General features: G+C 67.7%; 31 protein-coding genes. 20 read left to right on the top strand and 11 right to left on the bottom strand.

The annotated features are described in order from the left end of the window. Positions 1 to 28 precede the first annotated feature (28 nt). Together BM031_RS00430 and BM031_RS00425 are read left to right on the top strand one after the other, a co-directional pair. Positions 29 to 646 carry a LysE/ArgO family amino acid transporter gene (locus BM031_RS00430; RefSeq protein WP_091869572.1) on the top strand — a complete coding sequence of 206 codons (618 nt, stop codon included), beginning with the start codon at positions 29 to 31 and terminating at the stop codon, positions 644 to 646. Between the two features lie 54 nt (positions 647 to 700). Continuing rightward, the gene (locus tag BM031_RS00425; protein ID WP_091869569.1) at positions 701 to 1,762 is read left to right on the top strand and encodes an NAD(P)H-dependent flavin oxidoreductase; all 1,062 of its coding nucleotides are present in this window, start codon (positions 701 to 703) and stop codon (positions 1,760 to 1,762) included. On the opposite strand, the gene BM031_RS00420 is transcribed toward BM031_RS00425, so the two are convergent. After that, positions 1,759 to 2,664: a LysR family transcriptional regulator gene (locus tag BM031_RS00420; protein WP_091869564.1), complete on the bottom strand. Its 906-nt coding sequence runs from the start codon at positions 2,662 to 2,664 to the stop codon at positions 1,759 to 1,761. The two genes, BM031_RS00425 and BM031_RS00420, sit on opposite strands and share 4 nt — an antisense overlap. A 100-nt stretch (positions 2,665 to 2,764) precedes the next feature. Between BM031_RS00420 and BM031_RS00415 the strand changes: the two genes are divergently transcribed. Further along, positions 2,765 to 3,772: a zinc-binding alcohol dehydrogenase family protein gene (locus tag BM031_RS00415; protein WP_091869560.1), complete on the top strand. Its 1,008-nt coding sequence runs from the start codon at positions 2,765 to 2,767 to the stop codon at positions 3,770 to 3,772. A gap of 22 nt (positions 3,773 to 3,794) precedes the next feature. Then, positions 3,795 to 4,448: an oxygen-insensitive NAD(P)H nitroreductase gene (nfsB, locus tag BM031_RS00410; protein ID WP_091869557.1), complete on the top strand. Its 654-nt coding sequence runs from the start codon at positions 3,795 to 3,797 to the stop codon at positions 4,446 to 4,448. Here the strand turns inward: nfsB and BM031_RS00405 are convergent. Next, a complete protein-coding gene (locus tag BM031_RS00405) occupies positions 4,435 to 4,920 on the bottom strand; it encodes a GNAT family N-acetyltransferase (protein ID WP_091869554.1) in 486 nt (161 codons plus the stop codon). The genes nfsB and BM031_RS00405 overlap by 14 nt on opposite strands. A 73-nt stretch (positions 4,921 to 4,993) precedes the next feature. On the opposite strand from BM031_RS00405, the gene BM031_RS00400 reads away from it, so the two are divergent. The 4 genes from BM031_RS00400 to BM031_RS00385 are packed head-to-tail and all read left to right on the top strand — an operon-like array spanning position 4,994 to position 7,377. Beyond that, positions 4,994 to 5,332, top strand: a complete 339-nt coding sequence (locus tag BM031_RS00400; protein WP_091869551.1) for a DUF6152 family protein — start codon at positions 4,994 to 4,996, stop codon at positions 5,330 to 5,332. Next, the gene (locus BM031_RS00395) at positions 5,332 to 5,811 is read left to right on the top strand and encodes a DUF6644 family protein (RefSeq protein WP_091869548.1); all 480 of its coding nucleotides are present in this window, start codon (positions 5,332 to 5,334) and stop codon (positions 5,809 to 5,811) included. The genes BM031_RS00400 and BM031_RS00395 overlap by 1 nt, the downstream gene beginning before the upstream one ends. A gap of 46 nt (positions 5,812 to 5,857) precedes the next feature. Then, positions 5,858 to 6,544, top strand: coding sequence for an SOS response-associated peptidase family protein (locus tag BM031_RS00390; protein WP_091869545.1), 687 nt, complete (start codon positions 5,858 to 5,860; stop codon positions 6,542 to 6,544). 50 nt (positions 6,545 to 6,594) lie between these two features. Then, positions 6,595 to 7,377: a glutaminyl-peptide cyclotransferase gene (locus BM031_RS00385; protein ID WP_091869542.1), complete on the top strand. Its 783-nt coding sequence runs from the start codon at positions 6,595 to 6,597 to the stop codon at positions 7,375 to 7,377. Position 7,378: 1 nt separating this feature from the next. On the opposite strand, the gene BM031_RS00380 is transcribed toward BM031_RS00385, so the two are convergent. Continuing rightward, positions 7,379 to 8,404, bottom strand: a complete 1,026-nt coding sequence (locus BM031_RS00380; protein ID WP_091869539.1) for a zinc-dependent alcohol dehydrogenase family protein — start codon at positions 8,402 to 8,404, stop codon at positions 7,379 to 7,381. A 113-nt stretch (positions 8,405 to 8,517) separates the two neighbouring features. Here BM031_RS00380 and BM031_RS00375 point away from each other — a divergent pair, with 113 nt between their 5' ends. Further along, entirely contained in the window at positions 8,518 to 9,003 is a 486-nt protein-coding gene (locus tag BM031_RS00375; protein ID WP_091869536.1) for a hypothetical protein, read from the top strand. Positions 9,004 to 9,049: 46 nt separating this feature from the next. Here BM031_RS00375 and BM031_RS00370 read toward each other — a convergent pair whose 3' ends face one another. After that, entirely contained in the window at positions 9,050 to 9,988 is a 939-nt protein-coding gene (locus tag BM031_RS00370) for a DUF808 domain-containing protein (protein ID WP_091869533.1), read from the bottom strand. Positions 9,989 to 10,184: 196 nt separating this feature from the next. On the opposite strand from BM031_RS00370, the gene BM031_RS00365 reads away from it, so the two are divergent. The 7 genes from BM031_RS00365 to lipA all read left to right on the top strand — a co-directional run bounded on the left by BM031_RS00365 (position 10,185) and on the right by lipA (position 15,948). Continuing rightward, positions 10,185 to 10,394, top strand: coding sequence for a BrnA antitoxin family protein (locus BM031_RS00365; protein WP_091869530.1), 210 nt, complete (start codon positions 10,185 to 10,187; stop codon positions 10,392 to 10,394). An 88-nt stretch (positions 10,395 to 10,482) separates the two neighbouring features. Next, the gene (locus tag BM031_RS00360) at positions 10,483 to 10,767 is read left to right on the top strand and encodes an HU family DNA-binding protein (RefSeq protein WP_091869527.1); all 285 of its coding nucleotides are present in this window, start codon (positions 10,483 to 10,485) and stop codon (positions 10,765 to 10,767) included. Positions 10,768 to 10,872: 105 nt separating this feature from the next. Further along, positions 10,873 to 11,511, top strand: coding sequence for a LysE family transporter (locus BM031_RS00355; RefSeq protein ID WP_091869524.1), 639 nt, complete (start codon positions 10,873 to 10,875; stop codon positions 11,509 to 11,511). 145 nt (positions 11,512 to 11,656) lie between these two features. Further along, on the top strand, positions 11,657 to 13,576 hold the full coding sequence (locus BM031_RS00350; protein WP_091869522.1) for a thrombospondin type 3 repeat-containing protein: 1,920 nt from the start codon (positions 11,657 to 11,659) through the stop codon (positions 13,574 to 13,576). Positions 13,577 to 13,890: 314 nt separating this feature from the next. Then, complete coding sequence (locus BM031_RS00345) at positions 13,891 to 14,157, top strand: DUF493 family protein (protein WP_091869520.1); 267 nt, start codon at positions 13,891 to 13,893, stop codon at positions 14,155 to 14,157. An 84-nt stretch (positions 14,158 to 14,241) separates the two neighbouring features. After that, complete coding sequence (lipB, locus tag BM031_RS00340) at positions 14,242 to 14,931, top strand: lipoyl(octanoyl) transferase LipB (RefSeq protein ID WP_091869517.1); 690 nt, start codon at positions 14,242 to 14,244, stop codon at positions 14,929 to 14,931. A 27-nt stretch (positions 14,932 to 14,958) separates the two neighbouring features. Further along, positions 14,959 to 15,948 carry a lipoyl synthase gene (gene lipA, locus BM031_RS00335; RefSeq protein ID WP_091870343.1) on the top strand — a complete coding sequence of 330 codons (990 nt, stop codon included), beginning with the start codon at positions 14,959 to 14,961 and terminating at the stop codon, positions 15,946 to 15,948. Between the two features lie 68 nt (positions 15,949 to 16,016). Here the strand turns inward: lipA and ftrA are convergent, their stop codons facing one another. Continuing rightward, on the bottom strand, positions 16,017 to 16,970 hold the full coding sequence (gene ftrA / locus BM031_RS00330) for a transcriptional regulator FtrA (protein WP_091869514.1): 954 nt from the start codon (positions 16,968 to 16,970) through the stop codon (positions 16,017 to 16,019). A 91-nt stretch (positions 16,971 to 17,061) separates the two neighbouring features. Between ftrA and BM031_RS00325 the strand changes: the two genes are divergently transcribed. From BM031_RS00325 to BM031_RS00315, 3 genes are all read left to right on the top strand, one after another. Further along, positions 17,062 to 17,466, top strand: coding sequence for a rhodanese-like domain-containing protein (locus tag BM031_RS00325; protein WP_091869512.1), 405 nt, complete (start codon positions 17,062 to 17,064; stop codon positions 17,464 to 17,466). Between the two features lie 80 nt (positions 17,467 to 17,546). Beyond that, a complete protein-coding gene (locus BM031_RS00320; protein ID WP_091869509.1) occupies positions 17,547 to 19,535 on the top strand; it encodes a helicase-related protein in 1,989 nt (662 codons plus the stop codon). Between the two features lie 192 nt (positions 19,536 to 19,727). Continuing rightward, positions 19,728 to 20,150, top strand: coding sequence for a PaaI family thioesterase (locus tag BM031_RS00315; RefSeq protein WP_091869507.1), 423 nt, complete (start codon positions 19,728 to 19,730; stop codon positions 20,148 to 20,150). Here the strand turns inward: BM031_RS00315 and BM031_RS00310 are convergent. From BM031_RS00310 to BM031_RS00290, 5 genes are all read right to left on the bottom strand, one after another. Further along, positions 20,147 to 20,662 (bottom strand): TlpA disulfide reductase family protein, encoded by a 516-nt coding sequence (locus tag BM031_RS00310; RefSeq protein ID WP_091869505.1) that lies wholly within the window; start codon positions 20,660 to 20,662, stop codon positions 20,147 to 20,149. The genes BM031_RS00315 and BM031_RS00310 overlap by 4 nt on opposite strands. A 47-nt stretch (positions 20,663 to 20,709) precedes the next feature. Continuing rightward, positions 20,710 to 21,342 (bottom strand): BON domain-containing protein, encoded by a 633-nt coding sequence (locus BM031_RS00305; protein WP_091869502.1) that lies wholly within the window; start codon positions 21,340 to 21,342, stop codon positions 20,710 to 20,712. Then, positions 21,335 to 21,931 (bottom strand): phosphoheptose isomerase, encoded by a 597-nt coding sequence (locus BM031_RS00300; RefSeq protein WP_091869500.1) that lies wholly within the window; start codon positions 21,929 to 21,931, stop codon positions 21,335 to 21,337. Before BM031_RS00300 ends, BM031_RS00305 begins: the two co-directional genes overlap by 8 nt. A gap of 72 nt (positions 21,932 to 22,003) precedes the next feature. After that, the gene (locus BM031_RS00295) at positions 22,004 to 22,360 is read right to left on the bottom strand and encodes a YraN family protein (RefSeq protein WP_091869497.1); all 357 of its coding nucleotides are present in this window, start codon (positions 22,358 to 22,360) and stop codon (positions 22,004 to 22,006) included. A gap of 1 nt (position 22,361) precedes the next feature. Next, positions 22,362 to 23,639, bottom strand: a complete 1,278-nt coding sequence (locus BM031_RS00290) for a penicillin-binding protein activator (protein WP_091869494.1) — start codon at positions 23,637 to 23,639, stop codon at positions 22,362 to 22,364. Between the two features lie 11 nt (positions 23,640 to 23,650). Here BM031_RS00290 and rsmI point away from each other — a divergent pair, with 11 nt between their 5' ends. Further along, the gene (gene rsmI, locus BM031_RS00285; RefSeq protein WP_091869491.1) at positions 23,651 to 24,562 is read left to right on the top strand and encodes a 16S rRNA (cytidine(1402)-2'-O)-methyltransferase; all 912 of its coding nucleotides are present in this window, start codon (positions 23,651 to 23,653) and stop codon (positions 24,560 to 24,562) included. 6 nt (positions 24,563 to 24,568) lie between these two features. On the opposite strand, the gene BM031_RS00280 is transcribed toward rsmI, so the two are convergent. Next, complete coding sequence (locus tag BM031_RS00280; RefSeq protein ID WP_091869489.1) at positions 24,569 to 25,177, bottom strand: hypothetical protein; 609 nt, start codon at positions 25,175 to 25,177, stop codon at positions 24,569 to 24,571. Between the last annotated feature and the right edge of the window lie 45 nt (positions 25,178 to 25,222).

Genomic DNA, 25,222 nt, shown 5'->3' with positions numbered 1-25,222 from the left:
ACCATGGCTTCTTTCGTAAGGAGCAGCGATGTTTTCGCAACAGGTTTTTCTGCAGGGGCTGGGGCTGGGCGCCAGCCTGATCATGGCCATCGGCGCCCAGAATGCGCACGTGATCCGCACCGGCGTGCGCGGCCAGCACATGCTGGCCACCGTCCTCACCTGCATCGTGGTGGACGTGGCGCTGATCGCGCTGGGCGTGGCGGGGCTGGGCCGGCTGGTCGAGGCCTCGCCCAGCTTGATGGCGGTGACGCGCTATGGCGGCGCCGCCTTCCTGCTCTGGTATGGCTGGCGCTGCTGGAACAGCAGCCTGCGCGGCGGCGCGTCGCTGGAACCGGCGGCCGGCGCCCAGGCGCAGACGCTGGGACGGGCTCTGGCCACGGTGCTGGCGCTGTCGCTGCTCAATCCCCATGTCTACCTCGATACCGTGGTGCTGCTTGGGGCGGTGGGCAGCAGCCTGGCGGGCGACGCGCGGCCCTCGTTCGCGGCGGGGGCCATGACGGCCTCGGTGCTGTGGTTCACGGCGCTGGGCCTGGGCGCGCAGCGCTTCGCATCGGTGCTGGGGCGTCCCGCCGTGTGGCGCGTGATCGAAGCCTTGACCGGCACCCTGATGTTTTTGCTGGCCTTTATGCTGCTGCGCCCGGCGTAACACGCCGGCTCTGGCTATACTCGTGCTTCGATCCTTACCTCGCCGGAGACGACCATGCGCCCTGACCTGCTGTCGATGCTGAACATCCGCCATCCGATCATCCAGGCCCCGATGGCGGGGATCTCGACGCCGGCGCTGGCCGCCGCCGTCTCGGAAGCGGGTGGCCTGGGATCGATCGCGGTAGGCACGGTGACGCCGGCGCAGGCAAAGGCTGCGATCGCCGCCGTGCGCGCACTTACCAGCCGCCCGTTCAACGTCAACGTGTTCACGCATGCGCCGGCCGCCAGCGACCCTGCGCGCGAAGCGGCCTGGCTGGAGTGGCTGCGCCCCCATTTCGAACGCTTCGGCGCCCAGCCGCCGGCCGCGCTGAAGGAGATTTACCGCAGCTTCCTCGACGACGCGCCGATGTTCGAGCTGCTGCTGGAAGAACGCCCCGCCGTCGTCAGCTTCCATTTCGGCTTGCCGCCGCAAGCGCAGATCGATGCGCTCAAGGCGGCCGGCATCGTCCTGTTCACCACCGCGACCTCGCTCGACGAAGCCCTGCAAATCGAGGCGGCCGGCATCGACGTGATCGTCGCGCAAGGCATCGAGGCCGGTGGCCACCGCGGCATCTTCGATCCTTCCGCACCGGATGCGGGCTTGGGCACCTTCGCGCTGCTGGAGCAGCTGCGCGGCAACGTCAAGCTGCCGCTGGTGGCCGCCGGCGGTATCATGAATGGCATCGATATCCGCGCCGCGTTCTCGCACGGCGCCAGCGCCGTGCAAATGGGCAGCGCCTTCATCGCCTGCCCGGAATCGTCCGCCCCGCCCCACCACCGCGCCTTGATCACCGCGGGCGGCACGCTGGAGACGGCGCACACGGCCGCCATCTCGGGGCGCTCCGCGCGCGGCATCGTCAACCGCCTGTTCACCGAGGTCGGCGCCGCCGGCCATCCGCCGCTGCCCGACTATCCGACTACCTACGACGCCGCCAAGGCCCTGCACGCGGCCGCTTCCGCCGCCGGCAACCAGGACTATTCCGTCAACTGGGGCGGCAGCAATTTCGCACAGGCCCGCAGCATGCCGGCGGGCGAACTGGTGGCCGCGCTGGTGGCGGAAATGAACGAGCAGGCTTAGTCCGGCCTGGCGAGGGGCCGGCAGCGTTCCTCGATCAGCGCGTGCAGCAGCTTGACCGCCGGCGAGAACTGCTTGCGGTGCGGGCACACCAGGTTCAGCGGCGTTGGCTCGCCGGGCACGCCAGGCAGCAGCACTTCCAGCCGCCCCTGCGCCACGTCTTCGCTCACGTCGAGCCAGGATTTGTAGACGATGCCTTCGCCCGCCACCCCCCAGCGCCGCACCACGTCGGCATCGTCGCTGACCAGGCTCCCCGCCACCTGCACCACTTTCGCGCCCTCCGGCAGCGGGAAGGACCAGCGGTCGTAGGTGCGCCCGCGCAGCCGGTACTGCAGGCAGTTGTGGTTGGCCAGCTCGTCGAGCGAGGCCGGCCGGCCGTGGCGCGCGATGTAGGCGGGCGACGCCACCAGCACGCGCCGGTTGGCGGGTGCGATCGGCAAGGCGACGAAGCTGGCGTCGTCGATCTGGCCGTAGCGCACTGCGATGTCCACCGGGTCGCGGAACACGTCCGCCACCTGGTCCGACACCAACAGCTGGATGTCGAGATTCGGGTGGGCGCGGCGGAATTCCGAGATCCACGGCAGCAGCAGGTTGCGCCCGAAGTCCGAGGGCGCCGCGATCTGCAGCGTGCCGCTGAGCGACGCCGCATCGCCGCGCATGCCCTCGACGCCGTCGCGCAGCGCCTGCAGCGCATCCTGGGCGAAGGGCAGGTAGCGCTTGCCCTCCTCGGTCAGGCGCAGGCTGCGGGTCGAGCGCGCGAACAGGCGGATATCGAGTTCGCGCTCGAGGCGCCCGATCGCCGCGCTGGCCTGGCCGGGCAGCAGGTTGACTTCGCGCGCGGCCCGGGAAAAGCTGCCGAGGGCGGCGCTGCGGACGAACATCGCCAGGTCGTCGAGCCTGATCATTTTCTCTCCAGGCGTGAAAGTGAAATCGCTCCAGCACGGTTTTTCGGTGCCGGGATGCTGTCTAGAATGCCAGGCAAGCCAAACTTACCGGAGATTCAACATGAAAGCAGTAGTGTATACGCAGCACGGCCTGCCCATCAGCGACCCGGCTTCCCTGCAGGAGATCGAATTGCCTATGCCGCGGACCGGCCCGCACGACCTGCTGGTGGAAGTGCGCGCCGTGTCGGTCAACCCGGTGGATACCAAGATTCGCCGCAATGCCGCGGTGCTTGAACCGCGCGTGCTGGGCTGGGATGCGAGCGGCATCGTGCGCGCGGTGGGTGCGCAGGTGACCCTGTTCGCGCCGGGCGACGAAGTGTTCTATGCCGGCTCGCTGGTGCGCCCGGGTTCCAACAGCGAGTTTCAAACGGTGGACGAACGCATCGTCGGCCGCAAGCCGGCCTCGCTCGACTTCGCCCAGGCCGCCGCCCTGCCCCTGACCTCGATCACCGCGTGGGAACTGCTGTTCGACCGCCTGCGCGTGGAAGAGCAAGGCGGCGCCGGCAAGTCGGTGCTGGTGATCGGCGCGGCCGGCGGCGTGGGCTCGATCCTGGTCCAGCTGGCGCGCAAGCTGACCGCGCTTACCGTCATCGGCACCGCTTCGCGCGTCGAAACCGCCGACTGGGTGCGCACGCTCGGCGCCCACCACGTGGTCGACCACAACGCGCCGCTTCGCCCCCAGCTGGAGGCGCTCGGCATCCCGGCGGTGGACATCGTCATCAGCCTCACGCACACCGACCAGCACTATGACGCGATTGTCGATATCCTTGCGCCCCAGGGCCAGTTGGCGCTGATCGACGACCCGGCGCAGCTTGACGCCGTGCCGCTCAAGCGCAAATCGATTTCGCTGCACTGGGAGCTGATGTTCACGCGCTCCATGTTTGAAACGCCTGACATGATCAAGCAGCACCAGCTGCTGGGTCGCGTGGCGCAGATGGTCGACGACGGCCTGCTGCGCACGACCTTGGGCGAGCATTTCGGCGCCATCTCGGCCGAGAACCTGCGCCGCGCGCACGCGCTGATCGAAAGCGGCCGCGCGGTCGGCAAGATCGTGCTCGAACATTTTTGAAACAAATAAAGAAAGAACCCAGATGGATATTCTCGCAGCAGCCCGCACCCGCCACACCGCCAAGGCCTACGACAGCGAACGCCGTGTGCCCGAAGAACTGATGCAGCAGCTGTACTCCCTGCTGCGCCACAGCCCTTCCTCGGTGAACTCGCAACCCTGGCACTTCATCGTCGCCAGTACGCCCGAAGGCAAGGCGCGTGTGGCCAGGGCGGCCCAGGGCGGCTACGGCTACAACATGTCGAAGATCCTCGACGCCTCGCACGTGATCGTGTTCTGCTCGCGCATCGACATGGATGACGCCCACCTCGAACGCCTGCTGGCGCAGGAAGGCCAGGACGGGCGCTTCCGCGACGATGCGGCGCGCGCGGGCCAGGACGCCGGCCGCCGCGGCTACGTGCGCCAGCACCGTTTCGGCACGCGCGACCTGCCGCAGTGGCTGGAAAAGCAGGTCTACCTGGCGCTGGGCACCGCCCTGCTGGGCGCCGCCTCGCTCGGCATCGACGCCACGCCGATGGAAGGCTTCGACCAGCAGATCCTGGACGAAGAATTCGGCCTGTACGCCCAGGGCCTGGGCAGCGTGGTGCTGGCCAGCTTCGGCTACCACTCGGGTGCGGATTTCAACGCCGGCCTGCCGAAGTCGCGCCTGCCGCAGGAGCTGACCTTCAGCTTCGTGTGAGCGGGGCGAGCTCCTTCTCCATGTAGACCGATTCCAGCTGCAGGCCGCTGCGGTGCGGGTAGGTTTCGCGCCGCAGCGCCACGTAGCCGGCCTGCTGGTAGAAGGGCACCGCATTGAGCGAGGCGGACAGGAACAGCCGGCGCAGGCCGTGCTGCACCGCCATGGCGTCGAGCGCCGCCAGCAGCCGCCGGGCGATGCCGCGGCCCTGCTGCGCCGGGTCGACAAAGGCGGCATCGAGCTCGCCGGTGGCCAGGTCGAGGATCGCGTAGCCCTGAACCTGCCCAACTTCTTCGACCACCAGGCCACCGCCGCCTGCCAGCAGCGCCGGCAGCCGGTCGGGTGGCGGCGCAGCGCACCAGGCGTCGATGACGTCCGGGGCGTAGTGCGAGGCGCAGCTCGTGCGTACCGCACGGGTACGCAGCGCCCACAGTTCAGGAAGGTCGGCCGGCTCGGCCCTGCGTTGTTCAGGCATCCGCACAGCATATCGCCATCGCGGGAAAAGCGGGCGTACAATCGCTTGTGTTTTCCTTAACAGGAGTGTCTCCATGAAACGCTGGTTTCTGCTGGCCGCACTGGTGGCCACCACCGCTTCCGCCCATCACGGCTGGAGCGAATACAACGCCGACAAGCCGCTCACGCTGTCCGGCACCATCGAAGAGTCGGGCTACCTGCAGCCGCATGGTTTCGTGCGGCTCAAGACCGCCGACAAGACCTGGCTGGTGGTGCTGGCGCCCCCGGGCCGCATGGAAAACCGCGGCCTGCCGAAGGAAAACCTGGTGGCCGGCAACCAGGCCACGGTGCACGGCTATCCCCACCGCAGCAACGCCACCGAGCTGCGCGCAGAACGCATCACCATCAAGGACAAGACCACGGAGCTGCGCTGATGCCCTGGCAAGACGCGGCCAGGTTCGCCGCGTCCTTGCCGCTGGCGCAGGCCCTGCGCGAGCATGCATGGCTGTACCCGATCGTCGAGACGCTCCACATCGTCGGCTTCGCCGTGCTGGTGGGCGCGGTGGCGATGTTCGACCTGCGCGTGCTGGGCTTCGGCCGCCAGTTGCCGGTGAAAGCGCTGGCGCGCCACCTGCTGCCCTGGTCGGCCGGCAGCATGCTGCTGGTCGTGCCCACCGGGCTGCTGCTGCTCGTGGCCGATCCGCTGGCGCTGCTGGCCAACCGCGTGTTCCTGCTCAAGCTCGGGCTGATCCTTCTCGCCGGCGTGAACGCGCTGGCCTTCCATGCGGGGCCGTATGGCCAGGCCGACGCCTGGACGGGGCGAGCGCCGCCACGGGCGCTGCTGCACGCCCTGCTCTCCCTTGGCCTGTGGATCGCCGTGATCGCCTGCGGCCGGCTGATCGCCTACTTCTAGCGGCCCGGTTGCCAAGCGCCGCCGGCCACACTATGCTGGACGGACCATGTGCGTCAATTATCACTCTCCCACCCGCGAACAATTCGGCACGCTCGGCGCCTTCAGCGAACTGCCGGCCGACTGGCGCTGGCCCGATGAAGTCTGGAAGGACTACAGCGCGCCGATCATCCGCGCCGGCGTTGATGGCCGCCCGTCCGCCTGCCTGGCCAGCTATGGCATGGTGCCGCGCCGCCGCATCCCGCCCGGCGTCAAACCCTTCGACACCATGAACGCGCGCGCCGAATCGCTGGGCGAGCGGCGCTCCTTCGCGCCGGCCTGGCGCCGGCTGCAGCTGTGCGCCGTGCCCATGGCCTGGTTCTACGAGCCCTGCTACGAGAGCGGGCGCGCGCTGCGCCACGCGATCGGCATGCACGACGACAGCCCCTTCATGGTCGCCGGCCTGTGGCGCGAATGGACCGAGGCCGATGGGACGGTGGAGTCTTCGTTCACCCAGATCACGATCAACGCCGACCAGCACCCGCTGATGTCGCGCATGCACAAGCCTGGCGATGAAAAGCGTTCGCTGGTGGTGATCGCGCCGGATGAACTCGAAGACTGGCTGGCCTGCCGCGACGTGGAGACGGCGCGCAGCTTCCTGCGGCACTACCCGTCCGAGCGCATGAAGGACTGGGCCGCGCCGCAGACGGTGCGCAAAGCGGCGCCGGAACCGTCGCCGAACCTGTCGCTGTTCTGAACCCGCGGCGGCGCAGCCGGCTGCGGCGCGATCGTGCTACATTTCCCGTCATGCGCACAACTCTCGCCACCATCGCTCTCGCCGCCACGTTTGCCGCCACCGTCGCCGGCGCAGCCCAGGCGGCCGTCCCGGTGTACGGCTTCGTCGTCAAGAACACCTACCCGCACGACCAGGCGGCCTTCACCCAGGGCCTGTTTTTCCGCGACGGCCACCTGTACGAGACCACGGGCCGCAACGGCACCTCGTCGCTGCGCAAGGTGGACCTGGGCAGCGGCAAGGTGGTGCAAAAGGCCGACATGCCGGCCGAGGTCTTCGGCGAAGGCTCGACGCCCGTCGGCAACGATATCGTCGCGCTCACCTGGACCTCGCAGGTCGGCTACGTCTACGACAGCAAGAGCTTCAAGCTGAAGAACACCTTCAAGTACGTCGGCGAAGGCTGGGGCCTGGCGAGCGACGCCAGGCAGGTTTACATGAGCGACGGCAGCTCGTTCATCCGCATCCTCGAACCCAAGACCTTCAGGGAGCTGCGCCGCATCCAGGTCACCCACCAGGGCAAGCCGATCCCCAAGCTGAACGAGCTGGAAATGGTCGACGGCGAACTGTTCTCGAACGTCTGGGGCACCGACCTGATCGTGCGCATCGACCCGGCCAGCGGCGCCGTGAAAGGCGTGATCAACCTCGAAGGCCTGCTGCCGCCCGCGCAGCGCGGCACGGCCGACCCGGACGCCGTCCTGAACGGCATCGCCTGGGACAGCAAGGGCAAGCGCCTGTTCGTCACCGGCAAGCTGTGGCCCAAGCTGTACGAAATCGAACTGGTGCCGCCGAAGCGCTGAATCAGCCCCGGTGGGTGACGTCGATGACCACCTTGCCGAAGTGCGAGCCCGATTCCATGTAGCGGTAGGCATCGGCCGCCTGCCCGAACGGGAACACGCGGTCGATCACCGGCTTGATGCCGGCCACGTCGGCAAAGCGCATCACGTCTTCCAGCATGGCGCGGCTGCCCACGAAAATGCCGACCATGCGCTTGGCGGTGGCCAGCAGCGCGGCCGGGTTCACCTCGCCGCCAAAGCCGCTCACGCCGCCGATGATCGCCACCGTGCCGCCCATCGCCGCCGCCGACACCGAGCGGTTCACCGTGCCCTTGCCGCCCACTTCCAGCACCACGTTGGCGCCCTTGCCCTGCGTGAGCGCCAGCACTTCCTCGTGCCATTCCGGGATTTCCCGGTAGTTGATGGTGTGGTGGGCGCCCAGGTCGCGCGCACGCTGCAGCTTGTCGTCGCTGGACGAGGTGATGATGGTGCGCAGGCCGGCCGCCCTGGCCAGCTGCATGCCCAGCACCGACACGCCGCCGGTCCCCAGCAGCAGCACGGTGTCGCCCGGTTTGAGCCCATTGCTGGACACGAAGATCGCATTCCACGCGGTGACGCCGGCGCAGGGCATGGTGGACGCCTCGACGAAGGTCAAGGAGGCCGGAATCCTGGCCAGCGCATCCTGGTGCAGCACCACTTCCTCGGCCAGCATGCCGTCGATGTCGCCTCCCAGCGAGTGGCGGATTTTCTCTGCCGACGTGGCGCCGTCGGCCCAGTGCGGGAAGAAGGAGCCGGCCACGCGGTCGCCCACCTGCACGCGCGTGACGCCATGCCCCACTTCGAGCACTTCGCCGGCGCCGTCCGAGCAAGGGATGACAGGGTCGTCCACGGTGACGAGATAGTTGCCGCTGGCCACCATCAGGTCGCGGTAGTTCAGCGACACGGCATGCACGCGGATGCGCACTTCGCCGTGGCCGAGCTGGCGCGCGGGGTAGTCGACGCACTGCAAGCCGTCGATGTTGGCGCCGGGAAGAATCTGGTATGCCTGCATGGTTTTCTCCTAGGTAATTTGGCTTAGTGAAGTCATGCTGGTCCAGCGCGCCAGCAAGCGGAATTTATCGGTATTGTTATCGAAACATCATCCAACCAGGACAAGAGGACCTCATGCAAAACTGGACCACCACACTTCAGCGCGGCCTCGTCTCCGGCGCCGCCTCCAGCATCCTGTCGACGGTGGCCCTGGCGATCGTCGGCAAGAAGGAAACCGGCAGCGCCTTCGCGCCCACCAACGCGGTCAGCCACTACGTGCATGGGGACAAGGCTGCCCTGCACAGCGCGCCGTCGATGCGCTACACGGTGCCGGGCTACCTGATCCACCATGCCAGTTCCACCTTCTGGTCGATCGTGTTCGAGCGCGTGGCCGGGCGCTACCTTGACCGCAAGACCCCGGTGGGCATCCTGACGGCATCGGCGGCTACCTCGGCCTTTGCGGCGTTTGCCGACTACAAGCTCACGCCCAAGCGCTTCCAGCCGGGCTACGAAAAGCGCCTCTCCACGCCTTCGCTGGCCTTCGTGTACGCCGCGCTGGCGCTGGGACTGGCCGCCGGGGCGGCCGTGTCGCGCCGCGACGAACCGCCGCGCTCAGTGTAGGACAAAAAGGGAAAAACAGGCCGCCCGGACGGACGGCCTGGAGGAATCAATGTGCGGGGGCGGTCTTTTTGCCGCGCATGCGCTGCACCAGCGTCACGGCCAGCAGCACGAGGCCGCCGACGATCACGCCGGCAATCGCATCGACCAGGGTCGGGGTGATCGCCGCCAGCACGCCGCCGATGGCCGGCACGCCGGCCGTCATGGCGGCCGCGTTTTCCGAGAAGTGGTGCAGCGGCGCCCAGGCGTGGGCGATGATGCCGCCGCCGACCATGAACATGGCTGCGGTGCCGACCACCGACAGGAACTTCATCAAACGTGGCGCGGTGGCCAGCAGCAGCTTGCCGGTGTTCTGCGCCAGGGCCCCGGCCTTCTGGCTCAGGTAGAGGCCCGCATCGTCCATTTTGACGATCGCCGCCACCAGGCCGTACACGCCCACCGTCATGGCCAGCGCGATCGTCACCAGCACCGCGACCTGCTGGCCGAACGGCGCCTGCTCCACGGTGCCCAGCGCGATCACGATGATCTCTGCCGACAGGATGAAGTCGGTGCGGATCGCGCCCTTGACCTTTTCCTGCTCGAGCGCTTCCATGTCGATGGCGGGATTGGCCAGCGCCTCGGTAAGTTTTGCCTTGTGCTCGGCGTCTTCCTTGGCATGCAGGAATTTATGCGCAATCTTCTCGAAGCCCTCGAAGCACAGGAAGGCGCCGCCAATGACCAGGAGCGGGGTGATCAGCCAGGGGACGAAGGCCGAGATGGCCAGCGCCGCCGGCACCAGGATCGCCTTGTTCTTGAACGAGCCCTTGGCCACCGACCACACCACCGGCAGCTCGCGGTCGGCATTCACGCCGGTGACCTGCTGGGCGTTGAGGGCCAGGTCGTCGCCCAGCACGCCGGCGGTTTTCTTCGCCGCCACTTTGCTCATTACCGCCACGTCGTCGAGGACGCTGGCGATATCGTCCAGTAATAACAGCAGGCTGCCGGCCATCGATTGCTCCCATCATGTCAAGTTCGCATCATAGTACCCGACGCGTGGATTGCAGTCACACGGTTCAGCGCGGCTTTTTGCATTCCAGTCGCGTAAATCTGCAACTCGTCGCTTTTCGCAGGCGATCGTACAGACGCATACGTATAGTGCATTCTGTTGGCTGCGGTACTGCAGCCTCGCCACCGAAGGAGACGCCATGAATATCGAATCGACCCTGCAAGCCGCACCGGCACGCCGCGCGCGCCCGCCGAAACGCAAGACCCGCATCACGATCTACCTCGACGACGAAGTCCTGAACGAATTCCGCAACCTGTCGGAGCGCTGCGGCACCGGTTACCAGACCCTGATCAACGCCGCCTTGCGCCATCGCCTGGCCGCGCCCGGCGTCGAAACCAGCATGGCCTGATCCGCATTGGGGTTACGCCTCCGGGGAGCGAGATTACATACAGCAATATTTATGCTAATCTTCCCCCTCTTTTAACCCCGGAGGACTTATGAAAAAAGGCGAACTGATCGCGGAATTCGCGAAGCGCACCGAGATGTCTGGCGCAGCTGCCAACAGCGCTGTGAACACGATCATCGACATCATCACCGAGCGCCTGAAAAAAGGCGACACGGTTGGTATCACCGGCTTCGGCACGTTCTCGGTCACCAAACGCGCTGCGCGCAAGGGCCGCAACCCGGCAACCGGCGACGTCATCAAGATCGCTGCATCGAAGTCGCCGCGCTTCGCAGCTGGCGCCACGCTGAAAGCCGCCGTCAATCCAAAGAAGAAGTAAGCCGTACCTGGCCCCGCGCCGCGCTCCGGCCCGTCCGGACGCGCGCGCTGGCCCCGCTTCGCAGTCGTCCGCTCCACCCCCTCTTTCCCTCTCTCCCCCCACAGCATGAGCTTCGCTACCTGGATCGCCTTCGTCATCGCCGGTTCGCTGATCGCCATTTCGCCCGGCTCCGGCGCGGTGCTGTCGATGTCGCACGGCCTGGCCTACGGCCTGAAGAAAGCCAGCGCCACCGTGCTGGGACTGCAACTGGGCCTGGTCCTGGTGCTGGTCATCGCCGGCGCCGGCGTCGGCTCGCTGCTGCTGGCCTCAAGCCTGGCCTTCACCATTGTCAAGACCGTCGGCGCGCTCTACCTGATCTACCTGGGCGTGATGCAGTGGCGCGCCAAGGCCGAACCTGGTCCGGTGAGCACCGCCGGCCTGGCCGCGCACCCGAGCTTCGGCAAGCGCGTGATGACGGGCTTCCTGACCAACGCCACCAACCCCAAGGGCATCATCTTCATGGTCGCGGTGCTGCCGCAGTTCATCTCGAAAGACGCGCCGCTGCTGCCGCAGCTGGCCATCCTCGGCGTGACCATGGTGACCATCGATTCCATCGTCATGCACGGCTACGCCACGCTGGCGTCTTCGATGCAGCGTTTTTTCCGCGACGTGCGCGCCGTGAAGATCCAGAACCGCCTCTTCGGCGCCGTGCTGGTGCTGATGGGCTCCCTGCTGTTCCTGGTCGAGCCGGCGCGCCGCACCTGAATGCCGTAGGAGCACGAGTCCGGCGTTAGCTGGATGTATCCGTTACCCGGCAGTTGCAACTTTCTGTAAGTTGCGTAGTCGGAAAAACCGCTCGTGCGTTTAATCTGCTAGCAGTCCCCCGTCCACGTTCCTGCCGGAGCCCAACATGAACAACCGTATCGCCAAGACCGCCGTGATGCTCGCGCTCGCGGCTCTATCCACTGCCGCGCTGGCGCAGGACACGCTGGACACCGAGCCGCCCGGCCGGGTTGGCCGGATCTCGCTCATCCAGGGCAAGGTGAGCATCGGCACCGACGTGGGCGATACCGCCACGGAAGCACTGGTCAACTGGCCGGTCACCACCCGCAATCTGATTACCACCGAGCCGCGCGCGCGCACCGAGCTGCGCATCGGATCCACCGCGATCCACGTCGACGGCGACAGCTCGCTGGAAGTCACCGAGCTCGATGACGACAGCATCCGCCTGCGCCTGCACTACGGCAGCGCCAGTATCCGCATCCTGAGCGAAGAAGTGCTGCCGGAATTCGAACTGGTCACGCCGCAGGGCCGCGTGCGCATGCTCAAGCCCGGCCGCCTGCGGGTGGACGCCGAGCGCGTGCGCGACACCAGCGTGGTGAGCGTGTTCGACGGCGAAGCGCAGGTCGACGGTGGCGGCGCCAGCCTGACGATCCGCGCCGGCCGCAGCGCCGAACTGCGCGACGACGACGTGCGCACCCTGCAGGCCAGCCGCGACGGTTTCGACGACTGGGCCCTGGGCCGCGACCGCGACATCGACGGCTCGCGCTCGGCGCGCTACGTCACCACCGAAATGACCGGCTACGAAGAACTGGACCGCCACGGCACCTGGCAGGACGACCTCGAATACGGCCCGCTGTGGACCCCCAGCGTGAGCGCAGGCTGGGTGCCCTACCGCGACGGGCGCTGGACCTGGGTGGCGCCTTGGGGCTGGACCTGGGTCGACAACGCGTCCTGGGGCTATGCGCCCTTCCACTATGGCCGCTGGGTGCAGGTCCGGAACCGCTGGGCCTGGGCGCCGGGCCAGGTGGGACGCCGCCCGGTGTGGGCGCCGGCGCTGGTGGGCTGGGTCGGCGGCAGCGGCTGGAACGTCAATTTCAACCTGCACGGCTCGCGCCCGGCCACCGGCTGGTATCCGCTCGGCCCGCGCGACCACTTCGTGCCGGGCTACCGCCTGTCGGACGAACGCCTGCGCCGCCTGAACACCTGGCGCGACCGCCGCGGCGACGGCCGCCGCGACGACAATCGCGACCGCGACCGCGACCGCGACCGCGACGGCCGTCCGGATTACCGCCAGCGCGGCCTGACCGTGGTCCCGCATGCCAACTTCGGCCAGCGCGGACCGGTCGTGGTCTCCAACGTGCCGCGCGCGACCAGCGTGCCGCAGGCCGTGCCGAACGCGAATGGCGCCGCGCCGCCGCCGCCGCAGGGCTGGCGCGAGCGCAGCGTGCGCCGCGACAGCGACCGTGACGGCATCCCGAACCGCATCGACGCCGACCGCGACGGCGACGGCATCCCGAACCGGGTCGACCGCGACGACCGCAGCCGCGACGGCGACCGCTTCGGGCGCACTGACCGCGGCCAGCGTCCGCCGGTGCTGGCGACCAACCCGGCGCCGCGTGCGCCGGCGCCAGCGCCAGTCGCCACCCCGGGCCAGGTGCAGTTCCAGCCGGGCGCCGTCAGCACGCCGCCACCGGCGCCGGTGGCGCAGCAGCCCGAGCGTCCGCAGCGCAACTGGAACCCGGGCGGCGACGATGAGCGCCGCGCACGTGGCGATCGCGGCGAGCGTGGCGAGCGCGGTGAACGTTTCGACGGCCGTCGCGAGCGCGGCCAGCCGATGGTGGCGATGCCGCAGCAGCAGCAGGTGCAGCAGCAGCCCCAGGCTGCACCGGTCGCCCAGCCGCCGCGCGAGTCGTTCACGCCGCCGCCACGCGTGATGGCGGCTCCGCCGCCCCAGCCCGCCCAGGCGGCGCCCTCGCCGGGACGGGCCCGGGCCGAGCGCCGCTTCGAGAATGAAGACGGCGGTGGCAGGGCGCAGCGCGAAAAGTGACAGCCAGGGCCGGACCAACCATCCGGCCCTTTTTCATGGGCGCGCGACGCCGTGACGCCGTTCATTCCGCACTTCCCGACGCCTGTCGCCGCAATCCGCCGTTCGTCACATTCCGCTCGCAGGGTGGACTTCATCCGGCTAAAGTGGCATCACTCGCTCGCAGGCAGCAGCGCTGCTCCGAGCGGCCCCCATGTCCCGCTATTTCTCCAGTTCACAGAAATAGTTCAGGCCGGCCATAGTGCCGGCCTCTTTTTTTTCGCCAGCGCAGCACCATGTAGAACGGCTACAATGCCGCTTTACACAGGACGAATGCCATGGACCCGAAAGACTCCCTCATCGAATACCCGAGCGACTTCCCGATCAAGGTGATGGGGCCGACGCACATCGATTTCGCCCCGACCATCATCGAGGTCGTGCGCCAGTTCGATCTGGCGTTCGATGCCGCCACGATCGAAACCCGTCCTTCGGCCAAGGGCAATTACACCGGCCTGACCGTCACCGTGCGCGTGACCAGCCGCGAGATGCTCGATGACGTCTACCGCGCCCTGTCGTCCCACCCAATGGTCAAGATGGTGCTGTAAAGCAACGGTGGGCTGGGCCCTGTGAGCGCGGGACTTCGCGCTGGCTTATAATGACAGGGCTGTTCATATTCCCGCCTGATACCCATGCCCTCGACCCGTCCCGCCCAGCCGCTCATCCGTGAGCTAGGCCGCGCCGACTACGAACCGACCTTCGCCGCCATGCGCGCCTTTACCGACGCGCGCACGCCCGACACCCCGGACGAACTGTGGATCGTCGAGCATCCCCCTGTGTTCACGCTGGGCCTGGGCGCCGACAAAGGCCACGTGCTGGCTCCCCATGGCGTGCCGGTGGTCCAGACCGACCGCGGCGGCGAGGTGACCTACCACGGCCCCGGCCAGGTCGTGATCTACCTCTTGATGGACCTGCGCCGCAACAAACCGGGCGGCAAGCTGTATGCGCGCCAGTTTGTGGCGAAAATCGAACAGGCGGTCATCGACGTGCTGGCGGCGTATAATCTCGCGGGCGAACGCGTGGCCGGGGCGCCTGGCATCTACATGGCGGATGGTCCGCGCAAGGGCGCGAAGATCGCCGCCCTCGGCCTCAAGGTGCGCGGCAACGGCTGCACCTACCATGGCGTGTCGCTGAACGTGGCGATGGACCTGGCCCCGTTCACCTGGATCAACCCGTGTGGATACGCCGGCCTGGCCACGGTCGACATGCGTACGATGGGAGTGGAAGCCCCGCTGGAGGATGTCCAGCAGGCGCTGGCGCGCGAGTTGGCGCGCCAACTGGTATCGGCCGAAGCGGCCGAGCCGGCAACGAACAACCTCTGAATGGAAGCCCGCCAGGGCACGACCCAAATGACCACCGATACCGATACCGGCACCGCAGTCCCCGCCTACAACGCCAGCGACAAGCAAAAAGGCGCCAGCAAGACCTCGCGCATCCCGATCAAGATCATCCCGATCGCCGATGGCGAGCGCCTGAAAAAGCCGGACTGGATCCGCGTGAAGGCCGCGACCGCATCGTCGCGCTTCTACGAGATCAAGGACATCCTGCGCGCCAACAACCTGGTGACGGTGTGCGAGGAAGCCAGCTGCCCGAACATCGGCGAATGCTTCGGCAAGGGCACCGCAACCTTCATGATCATGGGCGACAAGTGCACCCGCCGCTGCCCGTTCTGCGACGTCGGCCACGGCCGTCCCGATCCGCTGGACGTCAACGAGCCGGGCAACCTGGCCAAGACCATCGCCGACCTGCGCCTGTCGTATGTCGTGATCACCTCGGTGGACCGCGACGACCTGCGCGACGGCGGCGCCGGCCATTTCGTCGAGTGCATCCAGAAGACCCGCGCGCTGTCGCCAAGCACCAAGATCGAAGTGCTGGTGCCCGATTTCCGCGGCCGCCTGCAAAAGGCCCTGGACATCTTCGCCGACGGCCTGCCGGACGTCATGAACCACAACCTGGAAACCGTGCCGCGCCTGTACAAGGAAGCGCGCCCGGGCGCCGACTACACCCACTCGCTGGTGCTGCTGCGCGACTTCAAGAAGATGTATCCGAGCGCGGTCACCAAGTCGGGCATCATGGTGGGCCTGGGCGAGACCGACGAAGAGATCCTGCAGGTCATGCGCGACATGCGCGAGCACGACATCGACATGCTGACCATCGGCCAGTACCTGGCGCCGTCGAACTCCCACCTGCCGGTGCGCCGCTACGTGCACCCGGACCAGTTCAAGAAGTTCGAGGAAGCCGCCTACGAGATGGGCTTCGTGCACGCGGCAGTCGGCGCGATGGTGCGATCGTCGTACCACGCCGACGAGCAGGCGCACAACGCGGGCGTTGCCGCGTAACGCGTCCTTCGTCTTCCACGCCGGCCGGCCCCGCAGCACGCGGCGCCGGCCGGTTTGTTTTTGCCGGCCTAGCGCGTGCTGCTTAGGCGGCGGTAGCGCGCGGGCGACGGCATCCCGTGCGTGCGGAAGTGGCGCCGCAGCGATTCCACCGAGCCCAGTCCCGCCAGGTCGGCGATCGCGTCGATTGCCAGGCTGGGGCGCGTTTCCAGGATCTGCGCCGCCAGCGTGACCCGTTCGCGCACCAGCCAGGCCAGCGGCGTCTGGCCGGTACGGTCCTTGAAATGGCGCTGGAAGCTGCGCGTGCCCATCCTGGCCTGGATCGCCATCGAGGCCACCGTATGCTCGGCACGCAGGTTCTCGCGCACCCAGTCCATCAGGTGCGCGATGCTGTTTTCTCCCAGCGACGGCAGGGGCCGCGCCACCAGCTGCGCCTGGTCGCCGTCGCGGTGGGCGGGAATCACCAGGCGCTGGGCCACGCGGCCGGCCACATCCACACCATAGTCGCTGCGCACCAGGTGCAGCAGCATGTCCAGGCCCGCCGCCGAGCCGGCCGAGGTAACGATGCGTTCGTCCTGCGCATACAGCACGCCCTGCTGCACGTCTACCAGCGGGAAGTCCTGCGCCAGCCGGTCGAGGTAGCGCCAGTGGGTGGTGGCCTTGCGGCCGTCCAGCAGGCCGGCGTGGGCCAGCACGAAGGTGCCGGAACAGATGGTGGCGATGCGCGCGCCGCGCGCGTGGGCGCGCAGCAGGGCGTCGGCAAGGGCGGGCGGGGGCGGCTCGGCCACGTCGCGCCAGCCGGGGATGACGATGGTGTCGGCCGCGTCCAGCACGTCCAGGCCGTGCGGCACGTGGATCGCCAGGCCCCCGGTGGCGCGCAGTGGGCCGGGTTCGGCGGCGCAGACGGCATGGCTGTACCACGGCACGCCGAGTTCCGGCCGCTCGAGGGCGAACAGTTCGACGGCGCAGCCGAATTCGAAGGTGCACAGGCCGTCGTAGGCGAGGATGGCGACATGGTGCGGCATGGCGCGATGTTACCAGTTTCTGTCGTCGCCCCGGGTGGCGCGGCCCGGCCCGTCCGGCCACACTGGAGGCTCTTCAACAAGGAGAGTCGACATGGCTTCTGCAGTGACCGCCGTACCCGCCGCACCCAGTGAACGTGCGCTCGCCCACTTCGGCGGCGCCTTCGAATACGAGACCGATTGCGCCGACGTGCACGGCGCGCTGGCCGAAGGCAACCAGGACTTCGTCCTGTTCGACGTGCGCAGTGCCGCGCAGTTCGCAGCGGGCCATGTGCCCGGCGCGCTCCATATGCCGTACGGGAAGCTGGTCGAGGCCAAGCTGCGCGACTATCCCGCAGGTACGCTGTTCGTCGTCTACTGCGCCGGCCCGCACTGCAACGGCGCCCACCGCGGCGCCGAGCGGCTGGCCCGGCTGGGACGTCCGGTCAAGCTGATGATCGGAGGCCTCACTGGCTGGCTCGACGAAGGCTTCGCGCTGGCGGCCGCAGAACCCATGTAGCCCAAGGCTGCGCACCCGCGCCGTGCGTCCCCGCTTGCTGCGATATAGTTGATGGCAACCAGACATCACAGCAAGCAAACATGACCCACACCCCACCCCCTTCCGACGACACCCAGCACGACGACGCCTTCCTCGAACGCGAACTCGATTTCGCCGAACGCGGCATCGAGCTGGTCAAGATGGAAGGCCGCGTCTTCCTGCGCTTCTCCGGCGAAGTGCGCTACGAAGGCCTGCGCGTGCCCTACCGGCTGGTGCCCTCGCGCGGCGTGCTGGCCAAGCCGAGCAAGTGGCGCAAGCTCGACTTGCGGGCGCGGCGCGAGCTGCTCGAAGAGCGCACCACGCCCGACGCGCTGGAGCAGCTCCAGACCGAGGCCGAGGATTTTGTCCGCAACATCGCCGAGGAGGCCGACGATTTCGGCTGGAACCCGATGCTGTTCCTGGACGTGCTGGCCGAACTGGAAACCTCGGAGCCGGCCGAATACGTGTTCCAGCGCATTGCGCAGCGCCTGGCCCACGCGGCCGAGCGCGAGCAGGAAGAACGCCACGCCGCGCGCACCAAGGAAAGCATCAACCTGGCCGAGTACCCGGATTCCTTCGACGTGGCCAGCCGCATGCAGCGCAAGTTCATCGCCCTGCTGGGCCCCACCAACTCGGGCAAGACCCACCGCGCGATGGAAGCGCTGGCCAAGGCCGAGAGCGGCGTCTACCTCGCGCCACTGCGCCTGCTGGCGCTGGAGAACTACGAACGCCTGCAAGCCGCGCGCCCGCACGGTAAACCAATCGCGGTCAGCCTCGTCACCGGCGAAGAGCGCCGCATCGCCGAAGGCTCGACCCACGTCGCCAGCACGGTCGAGATGCTCGATTCGAAAACCCCGGTCGAAGTGGCGGTGATCGACGAGATCCAGATGCTGGCCGACCGCGACCGCGGCGCCGCCTGGACCGCCGCCGTCTGCGGCGCACCCGCCTCCACCGTGTTCCTGGTCGGCGCCCCGGAAGCGCGGCGCGCCATCGAGGCGCTGGCCGAGCGGCTCGAGGTGCCGCTCGAAGTGCACCTGTTGAAGCGCATGGCGCCGCTGGCGATGGAGCCGGGCCCGGTGCGCAAACTCGGCAACCTGCGCCGCGGCGACGCCGTCATCGCCTTCTCGCGGCGCGAGGTCTTGAACTGGCGCGACATGATCACCGAGAAGGGCCTGTCGGTGGCCACCGTGTATGGCAACCTGTCGCCCGAAGTGCGGCGCGCCCAGGCCGAACGCTTCCGCGAAGGCCAGGCCGACATCGTGGTGGGCACCGACGCGCTGGCGATGGGCCTGAACATGCCGATCGCCCGTATCGTGATGACTACCGCGGTGAAGTACAACGGGGTCGAGGAAGAAGAGATCTCGGCCGCGCTGGCCAAGCAGATCGCCGGCCGCGCCGGCCGCTATGGCGTGCACGAAGAGGGTTTTGTTGCGGGCTACGACGACGACACCCACGAGGTGATGCGCTCGCTGATGAAGGAAAAGATCCCGCCGGTTCCCGCCACCGGCTTCGCAGTCGCGCCCTCGCTGGAGCAGTTGCACCGCATTTCGTCGGTAACGGGCGAGACCTCGCTGGTCAAGCTGCTGCGCCGCTTCGTGCACAACATCGACGTCCCGGACGGCTTTTTCTACCCGCGCATCACCGAGGAGCAGAACGATCGCGCGGAGTGGCTCGATACGCTGCCCTTGAGCGTGGCCGAGAAATTCATGCTGTCGCTGGTGCCGATTTCAAGCCGCGTGCCGATGCTGCAAAGCGCGTGGGAGAACTGGGCGCTGTCGCTGGCCAAGAAAAAAATCACCAAGCTGGCTCCGCATGCGCAGAACCTGTTGTACATGAACCTGCAGGAGGTGGAAGACACCTGCCGGCTGTATTCGGCGTATGCGTGGCTGGGCTATCGCGAACCGGAGCATTTCCCCAGCATCGCCGAGGCCCAGCAACTGGCGCGCGAGGCGTCGGAGCGGGTGGATGCGATTTTGCAGCAGCAGAATGTGGCGGCGCGGCAGAAGGGTGGGGGGTACAAGCAGGGTGGGGGTGGGAAGCGCAGGCGCTAGAGGGTGCGGTGCGAACTTGGATTCCCGCCTTCGCGGGAATGACGGTTTTTAAGCTAACGTGCAGAGGATATTTTGCGACACGCGCCCTCAGCACGTCGTTCCCGCGAAGGCGGGAACCCAAGTTCGTCGCCCACCCGCAGCGCAAACCTCCGACCCAGTGTACGATGCCGCTTTTCGCACCATAAGCACACCATGACCACGCCCCACACCCCAGAATCCTTCAACGCATTCGGCCAGTCCTTCCTCCCCGGCCACCTCGGCATCCGCATCACCGAAGTCGCCCCCGGCCGCGTTGCCGCCGAACTGAAGGTCGAGCCCTTCCTGCTGGCCCCCAATGGCTACCTGCACGCAGGCACGGTGGTCACGCTGGCCGATACGGCAGCCGGCTACGCCTGCATCGCCAACCTGCCGGAGGGCGCGCACAGCTTCACCACGATTGAACTGAAATCGAACCACCTCGGCACCGCGCGCCAGGGAACGATCGCGGTGGTGGCCACGGCCGCCCACCTGGGGCGCACCACGCAGGTGTGGGATGCGACCGTCACGGACAAGGACAGCGGCAAGACCATCGCCCTGTTCCGCTGCACCCAGATGATCCTGTACCCGAAGGCTTAACCCGCCAGCTCTTTCTCGATCAGCTTGTGCAGGGCCGGGAATTCCGGCTCGCCCACATAGCGCTTGATGATCTTGCCGTTCTTGTCGATCAGGAAGGTGGTCGGCGTCAGGGTGACGTCGCCGAACTGGCGGGCGATGTCGCCGGCCGAATCGATCGCCACCGTGAACGGCAGCTTGCGCGTCTCGGTGAAGTTCAGCACGTAGTTCGGCGGGTCGTACTGCATCGCCACCGCCACGAATTCCAGCCCCTGTCCCTTGTACTTCTCAAACGTCTCGACCATCTGCGGCATCTCCTTGACGCAGGTGACGCAGGAGGTCGCCCAGAAATTCACCATCACGACCTTGCCGCGCAGGGACTGGGTGGAGATCTTGTCGCCGGTGATGCTGATGAAGGTGACGTCGGGGGCGGCCGGGCTGCTGGTGAACGAGGCGACGCCGATGCCGGCAAGCGCCAGCACCACGGCGGCGATGGCGGGCTTGAACCAGGAGCGGGAGGAGGTGGAAGCGGTCATGGGAGGAGATAAAAAAAGGCAGGACCGAAGTCCTGCCGTCTGGCGGTTTAACCCTGGGCCGGAGCCGGCTGGTTGGAGCGCGGATCTTCTTCGGCGATGTACTCGAAGATCTTGACGACGCGGTTCACGCCCGCGACGCCCTTGGCGACGTCGGCTGCGATATTGCCTTCACGCGGGGTCACGAGGCCTTGCAGGTAGACCACGCCGCGCTCGGTGGTGACCTTGACCGAGGTGGCCGAGATGGTCTTCTTGTCGACCAGGCTGGCCTTGACCTTGGTGGTGATCAGGGCGTCGTTCGAGCGCGAGGTGTAGCTCGACGGGCCGGCGATGTCCAGTTCGTTGATCACGGCGACCACGTTGTCGATCGCGCGCACTTCGCGCTCGGCCGCCTGCTTCATCGCTTCGTCGCGCACTTCGCCGGTCAGCAGCACCTTGCGGTTATAGCTGGTGACGTTGACGTGGCCGGCGCTGCCGGTGAGCTGCTGCAGCTTGATCTCGGCCTTGACGTTGATCGACTTGTCTTCGGTCTGCATGCCGATGGTGCGGCGGTCGTTGGCCGACAGGGCGGCCGTCGCGGCGCCGCCTACGGCCAGGGCGACGCAGCCCGACAGCGACGCTGCGAGCGCGGTGCCCAGCACGATTTTCGACAGCAGGCCGGACAGCGGGCGCTTGTTATTCATTTTCATCTCCTCCGAACAATGCGACGTCGATGCCGTCGCATATGCAGTGAATCGCGCACAGGTGGACTTCCTGGATGCGAGCGGTACGTGCGTGCTGCACGTTGATATGGACATCGGCGTCGGTCAGCATCTTGCCGAGCGCGCCGCCGTCCTTGCCGGTGAAGGCCACGATACGCATCTCGCGCTCCAGCGCCGCCTCGACCGCGGCCAGCACATTGGCCGAATTGCCCGAGGTGGAAATCGCCAGCAGGATGTCGCCGGCCTGGCCGAAGGCCTGCACCTGCTTCGAGAAGATCTCGCGGAAGCTGTAGTCGTTGCCGACCGCGGTCAGGATCGAGGTGTCGCAGGTGAGGGCGATCGCCGGGAGCGGGAAGCGCTCGCGTTCGAAGCGTCCGACCAGCTCGGCAGCGAAGTGCTGGCAGTCGGCGGCGGAACCGCCATTACCGCAGGCCAGAATCTTGTTGCCGTTGGACAGGGCGCCGAACATCAGTTCGACGGCCTGCGAAATAGGTTGCGCGAGGGTAGCCGCCGACTTCATCTTGAGATCGGCGCTCTCCTGGAAGTGAGCGAGGATGCGTTGAGTATTCATAGCCGGAGATTATAGTGTAGTAGCAACCCGGGGCGGGCAAGCCCGGTAAAAATTGCTTACATTTCAATGACGTCAGTCAATAACGTTTTGCAGCCACTCGAGCTGGCCGCCATCGATGGCCACCACGTCGAAGCGGCAGGGTGGGGTGACGGGAAAGCGCAACAGGTAGAATTCGGCCGCCCGCACCAGGCGGCGGATCTTGGCGGGGGTGATGCTGGCCAGCGCGCCGCCATGCGCGCGGTCGGCGCGCTGGCGCACCTCGACGAAGACCAGGGTGTCGCCATCGCGCATCACCAGGTCGATTTCACCGCCCTTGCAGCGGAAATTCTCTTCGATGAGCACCAGGCCGTGGCGTTTCAGGTGCAGCAGGGCGGTCTGCTCCCAGTCGCGGCCCTGGGCCTGCCGTGGGGACAGGCGCAGGTGCCACATGTCAGCGCCCGAAAGCCGTGGCCTCGAACACGCCGCCGTCGCGGTAGACCGTGCCGGTCTCGATGCGGCGGAAGGATGGCGATCCGCTGGCCGTCGCGCCGGCGCCCATGTCGATCGACAGGCGGCCGGTCACGCCATCGAGCTCGAAGGCGCCGTCCGGGCGCAGGGCCAGCTCGCGCGCGATGCGGAAGGCGTCGATGCCCAAGGCGTACAGGCGCTGCATGTCGAATCCGTCGGTGGCGCCGCCCCAGCGCGGGTAGCTCGCTACCAGCGGGTGTTCGGGCTGCACCGTCCAGGGCAGGTCGAGGATGCGCACGCCCGCCAGCTCCGGCGCGCTGGCGTTCGGATCGCGGCCCGGGTTGATCGAGGCGGTGCCGTAGGTCGGCAGCGAGGTGCCCAGCGCGCTGCGCACCTGGCGCAGCTGCCTCGCGTCGAGGGCGGCGAATACCAGCTGGGGCGGATCCACCTGCATGCGCGAGCGCAGCTCGGCCAAGGCATTGCCGTCGACATAGCCTTCGCTGCTGGGCAGCTCGACCGTGGAATGGTTCAGGCCAAGCTGCGACCAGCGCGCGCTGAAGGCGCCGGACAGGCGCTGCTGCCAGGTGGCCTTGCCGGTAAGGACGAGGGCGCGGCCTGCCGGCTGTTCGGCAGCGGCCCAGTCGGCCACCTGGCGCGCTTCGTCTTCCAGCGCCAGGCCGACCACCAGCAGTTGGCGCGGCAGCGGGCCGCTGGTTTGCGGGTGGTTCAGGGCGATCGTCGGTTTGGTGACGGCGCCGCTGGTGGCCAACGCGGCCACGGCGGGGCGGGCCAGGGGGCCGACCACGATGTCGTTCTGCTGGGCGGCGCGCGCGTAGGCGTCGAGCGTGGCCTCGGCCGAGTCGCCGGTGGGGATCAGGTTGACGATGACGCCGGCGCGGTCGCGTTCATGGCCGGCCATGAAGCCGGCGCGCACCGCCTCGGCCGCCTGGCCCAGCGCGTCGGACTGCAGCGGCAGCAGCAGGGCGATGCGGGTGCCCGTCGCATTGACGGCGGCGGCGAGCGGACGGCCATCGGCGGACGGCGGCAGTTCGACCGGGCTGGTGCGGGTGGTGCCGGCGGGCGGGGGCGGGATGTAGCCCGGTTCGCTCGGCGGCGGGCTTGCTATCGGGGCGGCAGGCGCGCACAATCCGCCCGGTACGCCGCAGCCCATGTCTGGCGGCAAGGGCGTGCTGCCACAGGCGGACAACAAGCCAAACGCGGCCGTCGCCAGCAGCGCCCTGATATTCTTTTTCTTCAGCATCGGATTCCCTTATGACAGAACAGCAGACCATCGACATCGCCCGGCTTCCCGTCATGGGCGAGGCGGCCCAGCAGTCCTATCCTACCGCAACGCTGTATGTCGTGGCTACACCGATTGGCAACGTCACCGACATCACGCTGCGCGCATTGCACCTGCTGGCGCTGGCGGACGTCGTGGCCTGCGAGGACACCCGCAAGACCGGTGCGCTGCTGCAGCGCTTTGGTTTGTCCAAGCAAACCATTGCCGCGCACCAGCACAACGAGCGCGAGGTGGCGGACAAGATCGTCGAGCGGCTGCAGGGCGGGCAGCGGGTGGCGCTGGTGTCCGATGCCGGCACGCCGGGCGTGTCCGACCCCGGCGCGCGCATCGTCGATGCGGTGCGTGCCGCGGGGCTGAACGTGGTGCCGCTGCCGGGACCGTCGGCGGCCATCACGGCGCTATCGGCGAGCGGGCTGGTGAACGACCGCTTCCATTTCGTCGGCTTCCTGCCGGCCAAGCCGAAGCAGCGCGAATCGGCGCTGGCGCTGCTGGCGCGCGAAACGTCGACGCTCGTCATCTATGAGGCGCCGCACCGGATCGTCGAATGCGTCGAAGGCCTGGTGGCCACCTTCGAGCCGGCCCGCCAGGTGGTGTTCGCACGCGAGCTGAGCAAGATGTTCGAGGAAATCCACCGCTGCGCATTGAACGAGGCGCTGGCCTGGGTCAAGGCTGACCAGCACCGCGAGCGCGGCGAGTTTGTCGTGCTGGTGGAGGGCGCGGCGGCCGAGCTGGACGCGGAAGCGGCCGAGGCCGAGCGCATCCTTCAGATCTTGCTGGCGGAATGTTCGGTGAAGCAGGCGGCGAACCTGACGGCGCAGATTACGGGGCGCAAGAAGAATGCCTTGTATGACAGGGCGCTGGAGATCAAGGGAAGCGAAGGCTAGGCGAGGTCACCACTTGCAGCCGCTGTCCTTCTTGTCCATCAACAGGAACAGCGGCGCCAGCAAGCCGCCCGGCAAGCCATCCTTGCAAAGGCGCCGCTTGGCCTGGCTGATCGCCCGCGCCTCTTTCGATTCGGTCTGCAGGGGCGGGTCCGGGAATTGCGCCAGCGCCGTTCCTTCGCGGCCGAGTTTGGTCTGGCCAGCCAGTTGCCGCGCCGTCTGCCGGGCCGCGTTCATGTCGAACTGCGGCGCGTTATCGGCTGGCGCCACCGCCTGGTCCGGCTGTTGCACCGTCGCCGAATCGGGCGCGGCATCCGGCCCGGGGGAGGCGGGCACGGCGATGATGCGCTTTGGCGCTGACCGGCGCGCGAGGCGTGGCGCTGCTTCCCTGGGCGGCGCCGGCGGCGCGGGCTCGATGCGCAGCGGTTCAGGTGGCAAAATCCTCACAGCAATGGAAACGGGCTCCTCCGCCTCGAAGGCGGGCGCGGGAGGCGCCGTGTTGCGGTAGGCGAGCAACAGCAGCACATGCAGGACGATCGAGATCCCGACGCCAAGCAGAAAGCGGCCGTTGCCCCGTACCGGGCCCGCATCAATACGGTAGTGGGCTGCTGCATTCACGTGAGGATCCGCTTCCTTGTTATTGAAACAATGCGGAAAGAATAC

This window comes from Massilia yuzhufengensis, assembly GCF_900112225.1.
GTDB classification, from domain to species: domain Bacteria; phylum Pseudomonadota; class Gammaproteobacteria; order Burkholderiales; family Burkholderiaceae_D; genus Telluria; species Telluria yuzhufengensis.
The sequence above is the reverse complement of the archived record's forward strand: the minus strand, read 5'-3'. Positions and strand labels throughout refer to the sequence as shown.

Bases quoted from the DNA above. Each gene is read 5' to 3' on its own strand.
- BM031_RS00395 (WP_091869548.1), top strand. From the start codon at position 5,332: ATGCCCTGGCAAGACGCGGCCAGGTTCGCCGCGTCCTTGCCGCTGGCG.
- BM031_RS00415 (WP_091869560.1), top strand. From the start codon at position 2,765: ATGAAAGCAGTAGTGTATACGCAGCACGGCCTGCCCATCAGCGACCCG.
- BM031_RS00400 (WP_091869551.1), top strand. From the start codon at position 4,994: ATGAAACGCTGGTTTCTGCTGGCCGCACTGGTGGCCACCACCGCTTCC.
- BM031_RS00325 (WP_091869512.1), top strand. From the start codon at position 17,062: ATGGCTTCTGCAGTGACCGCCGTACCCGCCGCACCCAGTGAACGTGCG.
- BM031_RS00355 (WP_091869524.1), top strand. From the start codon at position 10,873: ATGAGCTTCGCTACCTGGATCGCCTTCGTCATCGCCGGTTCGCTGATC.
- ftrA (WP_091869514.1), bottom strand. From the start codon at position 16,970: ATGCCGCACCATGTCGCCATCCTCGCCTACGACGGCCTGTGCACCTTC.
- BM031_RS00405 (WP_091869554.1), bottom strand. From the start codon at position 4,920: ATGCCTGAACAACGCAGGGCCGAGCCGGCCGACCTTCCTGAACTGTGG.
- BM031_RS00320 (WP_091869509.1), top strand. From the start codon at position 17,547: ATGACCCACACCCCACCCCCTTCCGACGACACCCAGCACGACGACGCC.
- BM031_RS00315 (WP_091869507.1), top strand. From the start codon at position 19,728: ATGACCACGCCCCACACCCCAGAATCCTTCAACGCATTCGGCCAGTCC.
- BM031_RS00345 (WP_091869520.1), top strand. From the start codon at position 13,891: ATGGACCCGAAAGACTCCCTCATCGAATACCCGAGCGACTTCCCGATC.
- BM031_RS00420 (WP_091869564.1), bottom strand. From the start codon at position 2,664: ATGATCAGGCTCGACGACCTGGCGATGTTCGTCCGCAGCGCCGCCCTC.
- BM031_RS00385 (WP_091869542.1), top strand. From the start codon at position 6,595: ATGCGCACAACTCTCGCCACCATCGCTCTCGCCGCCACGTTTGCCGCC.
- BM031_RS00365 (WP_091869530.1), top strand. From the start codon at position 10,185: ATGAATATCGAATCGACCCTGCAAGCCGCACCGGCACGCCGCGCGCGC.
- BM031_RS00310 (WP_091869505.1), bottom strand. From the start codon at position 20,662: ATGACCGCTTCCACCTCCTCCCGCTCCTGGTTCAAGCCCGCCATCGCC.
- BM031_RS00425 (WP_091869569.1), top strand. From the start codon at position 701: ATGCGCCCTGACCTGCTGTCGATGCTGAACATCCGCCATCCGATCATC.
- BM031_RS00295 (WP_091869497.1), bottom strand. From the start codon at position 22,360: ATGTGGCACCTGCGCCTGTCCCCACGGCAGGCCCAGGGCCGCGACTGG.
- BM031_RS00305 (WP_091869502.1), bottom strand. From the start codon at position 21,342: ATGAATAACAAGCGCCCGCTGTCCGGCCTGCTGTCGAAAATCGTGCTG.
- lipA (WP_091870343.1), top strand. From the start codon at position 14,959: ATGACCACCGATACCGATACCGGCACCGCAGTCCCCGCCTACAACGCC.
- BM031_RS00375 (WP_091869536.1), top strand. From the start codon at position 8,518: ATGCAAAACTGGACCACCACACTTCAGCGCGGCCTCGTCTCCGGCGCC.
- BM031_RS00300 (WP_091869500.1), bottom strand. From the start codon at position 21,931: ATGAATACTCAACGCATCCTCGCTCACTTCCAGGAGAGCGCCGATCTC.
- BM031_RS00430 (WP_091869572.1), top strand. From the start codon at position 29: ATGTTTTCGCAACAGGTTTTTCTGCAGGGGCTGGGGCTGGGCGCCAGC.
- BM031_RS00290 (WP_091869494.1), bottom strand. From the start codon at position 23,639: ATGCTGAAGAAAAAGAATATCAGGGCGCTGCTGGCGACGGCCGCGTTT.
- BM031_RS00360 (WP_091869527.1), top strand. From the start codon at position 10,483: ATGAAAAAAGGCGAACTGATCGCGGAATTCGCGAAGCGCACCGAGATG.
- BM031_RS00370 (WP_091869533.1), bottom strand. From the start codon at position 9,988: ATGGCCGGCAGCCTGCTGTTATTACTGGACGATATCGCCAGCGTCCTC.
- BM031_RS00390 (WP_091869545.1), top strand. From the start codon at position 5,858: ATGTGCGTCAATTATCACTCTCCCACCCGCGAACAATTCGGCACGCTC.
- BM031_RS00350 (WP_091869522.1), top strand. From the start codon at position 11,657: ATGAACAACCGTATCGCCAAGACCGCCGTGATGCTCGCGCTCGCGGCT.
- nfsB (WP_091869557.1), top strand. From the start codon at position 3,795: ATGGATATTCTCGCAGCAGCCCGCACCCGCCACACCGCCAAGGCCTAC.
- rsmI (WP_091869491.1), top strand. From the start codon at position 23,651: ATGACAGAACAGCAGACCATCGACATCGCCCGGCTTCCCGTCATGGGC.
- lipB (WP_091869517.1), top strand. From the start codon at position 14,242: ATGCCCTCGACCCGTCCCGCCCAGCCGCTCATCCGTGAGCTAGGCCGC.
- BM031_RS00380 (WP_091869539.1), bottom strand. From the start codon at position 8,404: ATGCAGGCATACCAGATTCTTCCCGGCGCCAACATCGACGGCTTGCAG.